Here is a 12,190-nt window from a genome sequence, read left to right on the forward strand (position 1 = left end):
ACCCACGAGCCCGTGGTGTGGGTTCTCCCGCAGCCGGCCTTCGAGGCAGTTGCTGCCAACGCGGGCAGCTCAGCTGTGGTTGATGCCGGGTGCGACCTCGCGGGTCATACGGAGGTTTGGCAGCCTTCCTTGCCAGAGCTCTCGCTCGCCCGTGATCTCGAATCCGTGGCGCTGATAGAAGCGGACCGCGCTGTCGTTGTAGTCGGTGGCCCATAGGCCTATGGGTGCGGCTCCGGCCCAGGTGAGGAACTCGGTCATCATGCGGCCACCGAGTCCCTGGCCCTGGACGTGTTCCAGCAGATACATCGGTCCGAGAGCGACCACCTCGCCGCGGCGCCCGCAGAGAACACTCATCACCGCCCCCGACGCCCTGCGCGCCCAACTGCGCGGCCTGGCCACAGCCGACCTGATCGCCACGTGCAGCCGCCTCCGGCCGGCCGGCGACCTGGCCACCCCGGCGGCCGCAGCTCGTGGGTGCTCTGGTTCGAAGTTGCCTCGATGCCATGTCCGTTGCCCCCTAGCGGTGTTACTGTCACGCCATGTCCAAGATCGAGATTGACGCGATAACCGCCGAGTTCTTCGGAGCCTTCGACAACCGCGGCGGCAAGCCCGCGGACGTGGCCCGGATCCGCCGGCTGGTCATTCCGGGTGGTGTGATCGTGCTGACCGGGCCGAAGTACACGGTCTACACTGTGGACGAGTTCATCGATCCGCGCGAACGCCTGCTCGCCGACGGCCGGTTGGTCGAGTTCTCGGAGTGGGAGACCTCCGAGCGGACCGAGATCGCGGGCGACATCGCGTCGCGCTTCGGCGAGTACCGGAAGGCCGGCGTCCTGGACGGCGAGCCGTTCGAGGGCGGTGGGACCAAGACCATCCAGTTCGTCCGCACCTCGGAGGGCTGGCGAATCGCGGCGTTCTCCTGGTACGACCAGCCCTGAGCTGAGGCACGGCCTCGAACCGCTTGACCAAACACATAGGGGCACCCCCCGCAAAACCGCGAAGGTCAATCAGCAGATCCCGACGGCGAGCCAGACGTTCGAGCGGTGTACCAGGCTTAGGGTCAACGGCGAGACCGGCCCCAGGACCTGGGCCAAGCAGGGCTACCTCAGGGGCAACGGCTGGGCCTGTCGGCGGGGCGCGGTGAAGTACGGCCACCCGGCCGGCCTCCGGCATTGCCTTAGCCTTCTGCCATTGCAACGGCCCATTGCGTTTGAGTTCAGCGTCATTGCATCAATTTACCGCCACTGAGCTGGCAGAACGCATTTCATGCGATTGACGGTAAGTCAGAAAAAGCCGTAGCTTTCCAGTGATCCCGAACGTGAGGCAACGCGAAACGAGGAACAGCCATGGGTGAATCCCCGCACACCGTCACGACCATGCCGGCGGCGCGCCGCCCCGGCTGTCCCTTCGACCCGCCTGCCGAGCTGATCGACGCCCGCCGACACGGGCCGATGAGCCGCTACACGTTCCCCGGCGGAAAGCCCGGCTGGTTGGTCACCGGATACGACCTGGTCAGGGCGGTGCTGGCCGACACACGGTTCAGCTCGCGCAAGGACCTGATGCTCCACCCGACCATCGACTACGGCGACTTCCAGACCCCGCCGGCGCCGCCCGGGGAGTTCGTCCTCATGGACGAGCCCCAGCACAGCCGCTACCGCAAGCCCCTGACAGGCAAGTTCACCGTACGGCGAATGCGGCTGCTCACCGAGCGCATCGAGCAGGTCACCGCCGCCCGCCTGGACGCCATGGAGGCGGCCGGGCCTCCGACAGACCTGGTGACCGCATTCGCCAAGCCGATCCCCGCCATCGTGATCTGCGAGCTGCTTGGGGTGCCGTACGAGGACCGGGGCTCCTTCCAGGAGCAGGTCGACTCGTTCATGAACGGGGAGACGAGCGACGAGGACCTCATGGCGGCCTACGCCTCGACCCAGGAGTACCTGGCAGAGCTGGTGGCCGCCAAGCGCGCCAACCCCACCGACGACGTGCTCAGCGACCTCACCGACAGCGATCTGACCGACGAAGAGCTGAAGGGGATCAGCCTGATTCTGCTCGCGGCTGGTCTCGACACCACCGCGAACATGCTGGCCCTTGGAACCTTCGCGCTGCTGCGCAACCCGGACCAACTGGCCGCACTGCGCGCCGATCCCGCGCTCGCCGACCGGGCCGTGGAGGAACTGCTGCGGTACCTGAGCGTCGCCAAGACCTTCATGCGGACGGCCCTGGAAGACATCGAACTCGGTGGTCGGACCGTCAAGGCCGGCGAGCGGGTGATCCTCTCGTTCAACACCGCCAACCGCGATCCCGAGCGCTTCCCCGATCCCCACGCGCTCGACCTGCGGAGGCAAGACGGCGGACACCTGGCCTTCGGCCACGGCATCCACCAGTGCCTGGGCCAACAACTGGCCCGCATCGAGATGCGGGTCGCCTTCCCCGCACTGCTCGACCGCTTCCCCACACTGCGCCTCGCCGTACCGCCCGAGGAGGTCGCCCTGCGCCCGGAGCTCGCGGACATCTACGGGGTGAAGAGCCTCCCCGTCACCTGGGACGCGTGATCGATGAGGATCACCGTGGACGTCGAACGCTGCATCGGCTCCGGAATGTGCGTCCTGACGGCCGGCGAGGTCTTCGACCAGCGCGACGACGACGGCACGTCGGTCGTGCGGCAACCCGAGCCTCCGGCCGGGGCGTTGGATGCAGTTCGCGAGGCGGTCGCCCTGTGCCCCGCCTCGGCGATCAGCCTGTCGGCCGACCAGCGACGTTAGGGCGTGTCTTGCGGATCTTTGCCGGGTGCGCGACGCCGGGGCACGCATCTCGCCGCGTTGTCGTCGGTCGCCAATGGCCCCCAGCCTTCGGTCGGGAGGTGCCCCCACCGCAGTGGCTCCCTCCTCCGCCTTGCGATGCACGCACCCCAACGCCGCGGCCTGATCCGTCAAGATCCACAAGATGCGGCACCTGTGTCATGAGAGCGGTGTTTGCCCTGGTGGAGGGGCGTGCCTGTGTCACCTGTAGCGGTTGTGTCCAGTTCAGCGTGGGAGCTTCATTCCATGACCGCGTTGGTAGTTGAGGCCACCGTCCAGACTTCCTGAACCCGTCGGCCCTCGATCCGCTCGTGCGGCAGCCGCATGCACACGACTCCGGACGCCTTTGCGATGTCGATCGCGGCGACCCGAGCCACGGCTCCGTCGTCCTGGTCCTCCCTCGTTTCTTCCATGGTCGTCGGCCCTCCCTTGCTGTCGTGCTTCAGGGTGGGGCCGTCCGGGGAGCCTGAGGGAGGCGGAGAAGCTGAACAGCGTGCTCAAAGCGACAGTGCGTGGTCCCTCGGTCAGCCCCCTCACCAGACTCCTATGCGAGCTCGAAGCCCAAACATGATGCGGCGTCAGCGGGCGGCCCCCGCACCGATTTTCACGCGGGCAAGGCGTCATCCGCAGGCGAACGGCTGACTCCTATGGGGTGTCAAGCGGCGGTGAGCCATTCGCGGTAGGCGTTGGCGAGGTCGTCGTCGCGGCGGATTCCGCGTTCGAGGGTGGAGATGGTGGCGGGCCAGATGCCGAAGTGGTTGGCGACGGCGGTGAGGGTGATGTTCTTGGCCTGGCGGGCGGGCCGGAGGTCGGCGATCTCGGGGACGGTGACGGTTGCGGTGAGGCAGCGGAAGATCTCGCGGGCGATGGCGCGTTTGAGGAGGCGGATAGTCTCCTTCTTGGTGCGGCCGGCCTCGGTCTGGCGGGCGACGTAGTCGCGGGTTCGCCGGTCGCTGGACATCCGGCACAGGGCTATACGGTAGAGGGCGGCGTTGGCCGCGCGGTGGCCGCCGCGGGAGAGGCGGTGGCGGTTGATCCTGCCGTTGTGATCCGACGTGGTGTTCGACTGGGAGTCCGCATAGGAGCTGTGCCTGCCGGGCTGGCCGCCTCGTTATGGCTCGGCGTAGCTGTCGCGCAGCTCCTCATGAAGCCGCATGCCCTGCCGGGTTTCTCCCGACTTGTCATCGCGGTCGGCGGAAGCCTGGGTGTCGGCGTTCTGGTCGGCGCGATCACCGGTGCGGCACTTGCGCTGTCACCTGAGTGGCTGGCTGGGCGCACCTCGCTGCGAGGACTACTCGCCGGGATTGTCGCCGGGACGACATATCTCGGCGAGACCGTCGTCGTGGCAGTGGCCTCAGATGGCGGATACGGGCCGATGCTGCTCACGCTCCTCTCCACTCCCGTGGTTAGCGTCGTGGCAGCGGTGCACAGCGGTGACATCCTGCAACGCAAACACTCGCAGAAAGTCAGCATGCTGACGCACCACCCGCGTCATCGCCAGCAGGAACCGTCAGGCCGGCGCCTGTTCGGCAGCGTCGAAGTCCCCGAGGGCCGTCACCATCCCGCCGATCAGCCGACCGAATAACGTTTTGCGCGCACCTTGGCTGGACCCCGCGAGCCCCGTGGATTCGGGGAAGCCGAAGGTCCTTCAGCGCGAACTCACGGGTCCACCGGTGTGCGTCAGGCCGACGGACCCGTGGGTTCGGATGAAACGCGAGGACGGAGCGATCCGAAGGGCTTCCGGTGTGACGTCGGTCTGGACGTCCTCGGGTTATGACGGGCGCCCGCCGAACTGCCAGTTGTGCACCTCGATGGTGGCGTATCGGTCCCGGGTCAGGATGGCTCCTGCCGTATCCGGGTCCGGCGCGCGGAGCAACGCGGCCGTGCCGAGCCAGGTGGTGCCGTCGTCGGACAGCAGCGGCCCGTAGGCGATGAGGTCGTCTCTGTCAGGCGGCACGGCGAGGTCGGCGGCCTGTCCTGCGCCGAGGCCCAGCACGAGGTATCGGTTGCTGCCGGTCCGGCCGCCGGGGAAGTCCCACATGGTGCGCCCCAGCGTGTTGCTCCACCGTCGCAGCAGCACGTCCCGGTAGACGCCGGCCTGGTAGCCCGGCTCGTCGAAGGCGAACGCGCGGGCGGCGGCGGGATCGGGAAGGTCGACGATGTGCACGCTGCCGGTGGGAGCGCCACCGTTGCCGGTGAGGGTCGGGCCCCGGGCGATCATCTCCTTCGCGTACCGGTCCATGTAGGACCAGTGCTCTTCCAGTAGTTCGTTGCGAAGTGCTAGGGAGCCGGGCCGGTCGTGGTGGTAGCAGAAGAACTCCATGCCCGTAGGGTCTCTTCAAGGAAGTAACCAGGTCGAGCGAATTCTCTGTGCTGGCTGTTCGGCGGTCTCACCCAGAAGCCTGCGTGCCGAGTCCGCGTAGCGGATGGCGGTTTTCTCGGCCAGGCCGAAGACTTCGGCGAGGTGGAGCGGGTCGGGGCCGTGGACGAGGCTTCTTCGAGCTGGCGGTCGACGCGGAGCCGTTCGAGGGTGGCGGTTTGGCCGCGAAGCGCGGCGGAGACGGAGACGCCGCTGATGGGGCCGGTCTTCAGCGCGGTCTGCTTGTTGATCAGCAGGTGCGGGTTGGCGGTGTCGGGCCAGCGTCGTCGTCGGTGCTCCAGCCCGGCGAGGGCTGCCTGCAGGGTGAGTTCGTCCAGGGGCCGGACGCGGCCGTCGATGGCGAGTCGGCGGTCGCCGATGTCGAGGTCGTCGAGCTGGAGGCGGCGGATCGCGCCAGGCCGGCCGCTCCGGCTGCGCCGTCGTCTGCGACCTGCCGTTCGTCCGTCCGGTGCGCGGCATCGGATGGTGCCGTGAACTGCGCGTGGTCATCGGCCTTGGGATTGGTAAGCGTCGATGATCCTGAGTGCTGTATGGGGTAGTTCGACGCGACCGCTCTTCACGCTCCGTGACACTGAAATGTGGTGGGCGTGCACGGGCTGTGCTCATAGGATGCGCAGGATCTGCATCGACTTCCTGAGGGGGACGTGTTGAGAGAGCTGGCCTGCATTGCTCCCGAGGTGCGGGATCGTCTCGTCGTTCGGTTCGGCGCTGGTGTGCTCGGTTGGTGTGACGAGTTGCCGGCTCTCGTCGGTGAGCTCGCTGATCGCTGGAATCTGGATCTTGTTGCGACGGGGGGCGGAGGCACCTCGCGGGTGTTCCGCTGCTTGCAGCGTGGCTCTGGTGCCTCGGTGTGGCTGAAGCTCACGCCAGAGCCCTTGATTGCCTGCGAGGAAGCCGAAGCCCTGCGAGCCTGGGCAGATATGCCGTCGGTCGTCACTCTGCTGGCGGCGGACCTCGCTGCCGGGGCCTTGCTGCTGGAGAATGTGGAACCGGGAGTACCGGTGCGGCAGCTTGCTTGGAATTTGCCCGAGGTCGCGGCCCTGCTTCGAGATCTGCGGTTCTCGCCTCCCGTGCCAGGGGAGCACTCGGTGCTGCGGCCTCTCTCACACAGGATCGACTTCCTGTTCGACTTGACTGATCGCAGGCTGGCGGCGGCCCGCGCGAACGGCGTGGTTGCCCCGACGGTGCTTGGTCAGGCCCGAGCAGCAGCCCTGGAACTTGCCGCCAGTGGGCCTGTGGGACTTGTGCATGGTGATCTCCATCCGGCGAACGTGCTGTCTGGTCCGGGAGCCCGCATGGTGGCGATCGATCCGAGGCCGACGTGGGGCGACCCGGACTTCGACGCTGTGGACTGGGTGCTTGAGGGAGTCGCAGATCCAGCCATGCTGGAGCAGAGGACTGAGGAGCTGGCGGCGCTGGTTCCTGGCCTGTCTCCTCGGCGTGTGGTGGGTTGGTGCCGGGCTCTGGCCGCCCTCATTGCGGTTCCCAGAATGTGTGCGGGGCGGGACGACGCGGAGACCCGGTTCCTTATGGCCCTGGTCGGCGGCTGATTCGCCCGGTGGCTGTGACCGGATCCGCTCGGCCGTTGCCACTGTGCCTGTCAGCTGCCGTGAGCGCCCGGAGCGTAGTTCTTCCAGGGGTCTCCGGCGTCGATGGCAATGCGGGTGGTGCTTTTGTCGGTGACGCCGTCCGCGCCGGGGCCGGGGGCGGGGGATGATGGGCCGGGGGTGCGGTACTGGGGGTTGGGTGTGCCGGGATGCGTGGTGGGGCAGGGGGTGTTGCGTGGAGATCATGGCCGGTACGGGGCTGGTGGGCAGGGCGTGGCCGGAGCTGGTGCCGGGCCGGTGTCCGGTGCTGGTGGTGCCCAACGCGGTGGGACGCCCGGTGGCGGCGGGGGAGGGGTGGGCCCACGACGCGGGCGTCCTGGAACGGGATCCGGCCCCGGGCTGGTCCGCCACCGCGTCCCCGCCGTGCCTGACGGTGCGTCGGCCGGACGGCGAGGCCTGGTTCGACGGGGAACTCGCGGCCGGGCGCGAGTGGTGACGGGCGCTGCGCGCGCACGAAGTCCTGCTGCTGGTGACCGGACCCTTCACCGATGTCTTCGCCTTCCGCCCCCGCCGCCGCAGCCGGGAACCTCGCCCTGCTGGCCGTACGGGCCCGTACCACCACCGGCCCCTGACCCGCCTCGGCCCCGCGCCGTGGCATGCCGGCCCGGCGCGCCTGTGGTCACCGTCGTCCGTAGAACAGGCGCGGTGCTTGGGCGGCCTCGGTGGAGAGGCCCGCCTCGCAGGCCCGGCCGAGTCGGCTGCCTCGGTCGCTTCGGTCGCTGCGTCCCGTCAGGCCGCCCGCGCGGAAGCCGCACCGGCTGTGGCCCGGCGTCCCGCCCTGTCGCTGGCGCGGTGTCGCGGGCGCGGAACACGGCGGCTTCCGAGGTGGTCCGGCGGACTGGGAGGCCGCTGTGGCGGCGAGGTTCCCGGTCGGTCCGCTTGCGGTGCTCGATGTCGCCCCGTCTGGGAAGGCCTTGGTGACCTTCCTCGCCGACGGCGAGTTGGCGCCGTCCGGTCGGACGCTCGCGGACGCGGTGGAGTGGGCGCTGGAGGGGTTGTCCAGCCAGCCCGACTTCCCGTGCACCGCACCCGTGGTGAGGCGACGCAGGGGTGCCCGTCAATCCGGCGTGGTGCGGTAGCGGCCCGGGGAGAGGCCGTGGTGGCGCTTGAAGGCGTGGGAGAAGGCGAACTCCGAGGCGTAGCCGACCCGGGCGGCGAGGGCGCTCAGGGGGAGGTCGGAGCCGCGGAGCAGGCGCGCGGCCAGCGCCATGCGCCACCAGGTGACGTATGCCAGCGGTGCCTGGCCGACCGTGGCGGTGAATCGGCGGGCGAAGGCGGAGCGGGAGAGGCCGGCCCGGGCGGCCAGCGCCTCGACCGTCCAACTCCGGCCCGGTTCCTCGTGGACGGCCTGGAGGGCCTGGCTCAGCGAGGGGTCGGCGAGGGCGGCCGCCCAGCCGCGCTCGGGCCCTGCCGAAGGATGCTCGGACGACGCCCGCAGGATGAACAGCAGCAGCATGTCCAGCAGCGCCGGGACCACGGCCGCAGCGCCCGGGCGGGGCTTCTCCAGCTCCCCGGCCAGGAGTTCGACTGCCGAGCGGATCTCCGGGTGGTGGCCGGGGCCGGCAGGCAGGTGGAGGACGTCCGGGACGTCCCGCAGCAGCGGGTGGGCGCGGACCGGGTCGAGTTGGTAGGCGCCGCAGAGGGTCACGACGTCCGGCTCCGCTGCCCCGGTGGCCTCCGCCCCGTACGCCCCGACGCGCTGGTCGCAGACCGGCTCGGCGAGCGGGGTGCCGGGGTGGTCGGCCAGAGCGTGCCCGTGGCCTCTTGGGAGGAACAGCACGTCCCCGGCCGCGAGCCGCACCGGCTCGCCCTCGTCCGGGACCAGCCAGCAGGAGCCGTGCAGGACCACCTGGAAACCCGCCCCCGGCGCCCCCGGGAACCGCTGACCCCACGGCGCCCGCCACCCGACCCGAGCCGAGCGGGGCTCCCCCGTCCGCAGGGTCGCGACCACATCGCTCAGCACGTCCATCCGGACGACGATAGACGATCGCGCATCAACGGAGGACTTGCGAGCATTGGGCACCTCGGAGCCACCGCATACGTTCGACACATGACGGACAAGCGAACTGACGATGGGTCAACCGTGTTGGTGATCGGCGCCTCCGGAACGGTCGGACGCCATGTCACCCGGCAGCTCACGGAGGCCGGAACGCACGTACGGGCACTGACCCGGCAGGCGGACCGCGCGCGGCAGGAGGGGTTCCGCCAGGGGGACCTGCTCGATCCGGCATCCCTGCGCGCGGCCGCCCGCGGAGCCGGTGCGGCCTTCCTGACCTGGCCGTTCCCGACCACCGAGGGCGCGGCGGAGGCGGTGGCGGCACTGGCCGGGGAGGTCGGACGGGTGGTGTTCCTCTCCTCGGCCGTCGTCCGGGACGTACCGGGGGCGGGCCCGCAGTCGCCGGGGCGGCCGGACGGCGGGATCGAGGCACTGCTCGCCGACAGCGGGGTGCGGCACACCGTGCTGCGGCCGCACGGCTTCGCGGCCAACGCGCTGCGCTGGGCGGAGGAGATCCGCACCGGGGGCGTCGTCCGCGGCTACGGTGGTGCGGCCGGGCTCAGCCCGGTGGACGAGCGGGACATCGCCGCGGTCGCCGTCCGAGCCCTGGTCGAGGACGGCCACGACGGCGCCCGGTACGTCCTGACCGGCCCGGAGTCACCCACCCAGGCGGAACAGGTGCGGATCATCGGCGAGGCCGCCGGCCGCCTGCTGCGCTGGGAGGAAATCCCCCGCGAGGCCGCCCGGCAGCGCATGCTCACCACCGGCTGGCCCCCGGCGATCGCCGACGGCGCACTCGACTTCATCCACGCCCGCATCGCCGAGCCGGAGCCCGCCACCACGACGGTCCGGGACGTCACCGACCGCCCCGCCCGCAGCTTCCGCACCTGGGCCACCGACCACGCCGCCCTCTTCCGCTGACCACCCGCGCGGGAAGCCGGCCCCGGCCGGCACTTCCGGTCGCCGGCGCAATGGACCTTGCTGGTCAACCCGCCCCTGGAGCGCCCGAGCAAGGCTTCCTTCAGCCAAAGCCTGCGCCGACGCCGGGTACGTCGCCGTTCTTCCCTTTCCGGGCCGCCTGAGGCGTCCCGCCCGTCTTGTTCCTCTGGGCCAAGTCCACCTCGCCGCGCTTCGCGGCTTCCGCGATCAGGCCCTCCATCAGGCGGGCGGAGCCGGGCGTCGTATCTGGGGCGGGAGAGCGCGTGCTGCTCGACGCCCTTGCCTCGCTACCTGCCGATGACCGCGACCGGTTGCTCCGGAAGGAGGCTGCACTGGTCGACTGTCTCGACAGCCGAGACCTCGGCCGGCACTGACCCGAGTCCCCGCCCTTCGGCCGTCGTGCTCGGCGCCATCACCGTCCCCCGATGTGTGACCCTCCACGCCACCACGACCAGCGGTCAGGCGGCGAGGAGGACGCGCTTGCGCAGGGCGACCTCGTCGACGCCCAGAACGCGCGGCACCGCGTGCGCCCGATCCGGCAGGGCGCGAAACCAGTTTCCACTTGTCGCCGACAGTGGGCGCCCAGGAGGGCGCCGCGTCCTTCGCGGAGGACCGAGTCGGGAGGGGCGCCCCGTCAGGCGGGAACGTTCTTGATGACAGCGTCGGTCAGCGGCGAGAGCTGATCGGACAGCTTGTCGAGGTCTGCGGTCCGGCCGTCGGACCACTGGGCCGAACCGACGACCACGCCGTGCCCGTAGGCCGCGAAGCCCTGCACGCGGCCGCTGTCGGCCGGCAACCGGCGCAGACCCGAATCCGTGGGCGGGACATGGACGGCGACCTGGAAGGAGTCGGCGTGGGAGCCGAGAAAGCTCACCAGGTGCACGCCGTCGCCCTGGTCCGCCATGGTGAACAGCGCCACGTTGTACTGGTTGCCCTCGGCGTCCTTGTACAGCGCCAGGTCGACTCCGAGACAGCCGTGGCCCTGTGTGATCAACCCGGCGAGGGTCGGCGCCACGGTGTCCGGGCCGGTGCAGTTCGAGCGCGCCACGCCCGCCACCAGCGTGTACCCCTGGAGCTGCGCCGGAAAGACGGACAGCGGCATCGCCGAGACCGGAGCGCCGGATGCCGCCGACGAAGCACCGATCGACGGCGTCGCCACCTGCGGCGAGCGATCGGACGATGCCGGCGCAGCCAGCGCGGGCGGTGCGGCCGGTGCAGGGCTCGACGGCCGGAGCAGGTACGCCCCCGCGCCCGCTGCCACCAGCAGCGCAGCGGCCACCGAAAGCAGCAGCCGACGTCGCGCGCTTCGTCGTACGGGCCGGCGCGCCTGTTCGGCGACACTCGGCTCCCGTACCGCGTTGTTCTTCTCAAACTCCTTGACGAACTCTTCCCACAGGTCGTCACCGGATCCACGCATGCTCACAGCTTCCACACCTTAATGATCACCGCCACCGCTGGGAAGCCGCGCCCCGTGCCGTCGCTGGTGCTGGTCCTGCCGAACCGGATGGTGCGTGGCTGCGCCAGGCGCAGGGCGCCAGTCTCGTTCCCACCACCGTCCAGGTCCCGGCCGGGCCGGCCCCCGCTCCGGCCGAGGCCGCGCCCGTGCGCGCGGCCGCCGTTGTGGAACCCGCTCAGACTCCGGTTCACGCTGCTCCGGTCGTTCCGGTGCCAGCGGCGCCGGCGGCGTTCGGCGGCTGGTGGTCTCTGGCCGGATGGACCGTCAACCCTGACGTCTACCTCGTCCTCGGCGAGGGCCACCAGGTCGGCTGGGTCGAGCGCGGCCTGACCGGCATTGGCGATCAGTGGGTGGCGGTGTACGAGGGGTACGTCATCGGCGACCCGACCACCCAGGAGGCGGCCCTGCATGACACCCCGGAGCAGGCCCCCCGGACAGTCCGGCTCGCCTATCTGCAGAACCTGTGACCGGCGGGACCCGGCTACGACGGCAGGCCGTCGGCGTCGGCCCGGAGTTCGGCGTAGGCGTTCAGGCGTTCGTCGTCCTCCGGCCGCGATAGCCGTTGTCGCTCGGTCAGCCGGCCGCTTCGACGTACGACGCCAGATTGGCCAGCGAGGAGGCGATCCCAGCCTCGTGGATCGCTTGGTCGATAAAGATCAAGCGTACGTCCAGCAGCTCGGGCATCGTCCCAGTTCAGAGGAGGTGGAGAGGATGTAACCGGGCGTCAAGCTCAGGGCAGCCAGCCGGTGTGAGTCCGGTCCGGGGAGACGCCAGGGTCCTCGGTAGCTGACTCCCGGCGTTCGTCGAGAGGCGGGCGTCGAAGTGGAGTGACAAGCGTCCTTCGGGGGCGTGCGACCGGCCAGTCCGCAACATGAAGTGAAGCCTGCAGCGTCGTGATTTAAGCCCGTTTCGGTCTCGCTGTTGTCGCAGGTGGCCGGCTCCTCCTCGATCTGGCCCGACACACAGCGCGCAACCTGCCTGAACTGGAAGAATTCAACCCGCGCGCTGCTCGAA

The 12,190-nt window shown here is 70.1% G+C and carries 15 protein-coding genes; 8 read left to right on the top strand and 7 right to left on the bottom strand.

The window, feature by feature from the left end; all coding sequences use genetic code 11:
- Positions 1–69 precede the first annotated feature (69 nt).
- Entirely contained in the window at positions 70–354 is a 285-nt protein-coding gene (locus tag ACFU7Y_RS02470; protein ID WP_224275830.1) for a GNAT family N-acetyltransferase, read from the bottom strand.
- Between the two features lie 185 nt (positions 355–539).
- Between ACFU7Y_RS02470 and ACFU7Y_RS02475 the strand changes: the two genes are divergently transcribed.
- From ACFU7Y_RS02475 to ACFU7Y_RS02485, 3 genes are all read left to right on the top strand, one after another.
- Positions 540–938, top strand: coding sequence for a nuclear transport factor 2 family protein (locus ACFU7Y_RS02475; protein WP_224275832.1), 399 nt, complete (start codon positions 540–542; stop codon positions 936–938).
- Positions 939–1,346: 408 nt separating this feature from the next.
- Positions 1,347–2,552, top strand: coding sequence for a cytochrome P450 (locus tag ACFU7Y_RS02480; RefSeq protein ID WP_224275834.1), 1,206 nt, complete (start codon positions 1,347–1,349; stop codon positions 2,550–2,552).
- A gap of 3 nt (positions 2,553–2,555) precedes the next feature.
- Positions 2,556–2,762, top strand: a complete 207-nt coding sequence (locus ACFU7Y_RS02485) for a ferredoxin (protein WP_224275836.1) — start codon at positions 2,556–2,558, stop codon at positions 2,760–2,762.
- 275 nt (positions 2,763–3,037) lie between these two features.
- Here the strand turns inward: ACFU7Y_RS02485 and ACFU7Y_RS02490 are convergent, their stop codons facing one another.
- Together ACFU7Y_RS02490 and ACFU7Y_RS02495 are read right to left on the bottom strand one after the other, a co-directional pair.
- A complete protein-coding gene (locus ACFU7Y_RS02490) occupies positions 3,038–3,211 on the bottom strand; it encodes a hypothetical protein (protein WP_380766172.1) in 174 nt (57 codons plus the stop codon).
- Positions 3,212–3,453: 242 nt separating this feature from the next.
- Positions 3,454–3,759, bottom strand: a complete 306-nt coding sequence (locus ACFU7Y_RS02495; protein ID WP_380766174.1) for a hypothetical protein — start codon at positions 3,757–3,759, stop codon at positions 3,454–3,456.
- Between the two features lie 126 nt (positions 3,760–3,885).
- Between ACFU7Y_RS02495 and ACFU7Y_RS02500 the strand changes: the two genes are divergently transcribed.
- A complete protein-coding gene (locus ACFU7Y_RS02500; RefSeq protein WP_380766176.1) occupies positions 3,886–4,383 on the top strand; it encodes a hypothetical protein in 498 nt (165 codons plus the stop codon).
- A 186-nt stretch (positions 4,384–4,569) separates the two neighbouring features.
- Here the strand turns inward: ACFU7Y_RS02500 and ACFU7Y_RS02505 are convergent, their stop codons facing one another.
- A complete protein-coding gene (locus ACFU7Y_RS02505; protein ID WP_224275842.1) occupies positions 4,570–5,121 on the bottom strand; it encodes a YciI family protein in 552 nt (183 codons plus the stop codon).
- Positions 5,122–5,825: 704 nt separating this feature from the next.
- Here ACFU7Y_RS02505 and ACFU7Y_RS02510 point away from each other — a divergent pair.
- Together ACFU7Y_RS02510 and ACFU7Y_RS02515 are read left to right on the top strand one after the other, a co-directional pair.
- Positions 5,826–6,728: an aminoglycoside phosphotransferase family protein gene (locus tag ACFU7Y_RS02510; protein WP_380766178.1), complete on the top strand. Its 903-nt coding sequence runs from the start codon at positions 5,826–5,828 to the stop codon at positions 6,726–6,728.
- Positions 6,729–6,960: 232 nt separating this feature from the next.
- Positions 6,961–7,221, top strand: coding sequence for a hypothetical protein (locus ACFU7Y_RS02515; RefSeq protein WP_380766180.1), 261 nt, complete (start codon positions 6,961–6,963; stop codon positions 7,219–7,221).
- A gap of 621 nt (positions 7,222–7,842) precedes the next feature.
- Here ACFU7Y_RS02515 and ACFU7Y_RS02520 read toward each other — a convergent pair.
- Positions 7,843–8,754 carry an AraC family transcriptional regulator gene (locus ACFU7Y_RS02520; RefSeq protein WP_224274350.1) on the bottom strand — a complete coding sequence of 304 codons (912 nt, stop codon included), beginning with the start codon at positions 8,752–8,754 and terminating at the stop codon, positions 7,843–7,845.
- Positions 8,755–8,835: 81 nt separating this feature from the next.
- Here ACFU7Y_RS02520 and ACFU7Y_RS02525 point away from each other — a divergent pair, with 81 nt between their 5' ends.
- On the top strand, positions 8,836–9,702 hold the full coding sequence (locus ACFU7Y_RS02525; protein ID WP_380766183.1) for an NAD(P)H-binding protein: 867 nt from the start codon (positions 8,836–8,838) through the stop codon (positions 9,700–9,702).
- Between the two features lie 652 nt (positions 9,703–10,354).
- Here the strand turns inward: ACFU7Y_RS02525 and ACFU7Y_RS02530 are convergent.
- Both ACFU7Y_RS02530 and ACFU7Y_RS02535 read right to left on the bottom strand, forming a co-directional pair.
- Entirely contained in the window at positions 10,355–11,152 is a 798-nt protein-coding gene (locus ACFU7Y_RS02530; protein ID WP_380766186.1) for a hypothetical protein, read from the bottom strand.
- The gene (locus ACFU7Y_RS02535; RefSeq protein WP_224274356.1) at positions 11,140–11,367 is read right to left on the bottom strand and encodes a hypothetical protein; all 228 of its coding nucleotides are present in this window, start codon (positions 11,365–11,367) and stop codon (positions 11,140–11,142) included. Before ACFU7Y_RS02535 ends, ACFU7Y_RS02530 begins: the two co-directional genes overlap by 13 nt.
- Positions 11,368–11,385: 18 nt before the next feature.
- Between ACFU7Y_RS02535 and ACFU7Y_RS02540 the strand changes: the two genes are divergently transcribed.
- On the top strand, positions 11,386–11,643 hold the full coding sequence (locus ACFU7Y_RS02540; protein WP_380766188.1) for a hypothetical protein: 258 nt from the start codon (positions 11,386–11,388) through the stop codon (positions 11,641–11,643).
- Positions 11,644–12,190 lie beyond the last annotated feature (547 nt).

Source organism: Kitasatospora sp. NPDC057542, from assembly GCF_042801945.1.
Lineage (GTDB): Bacteria > Actinomycetota > Actinomycetes > Streptomycetales > Streptomycetaceae > Kitasatospora.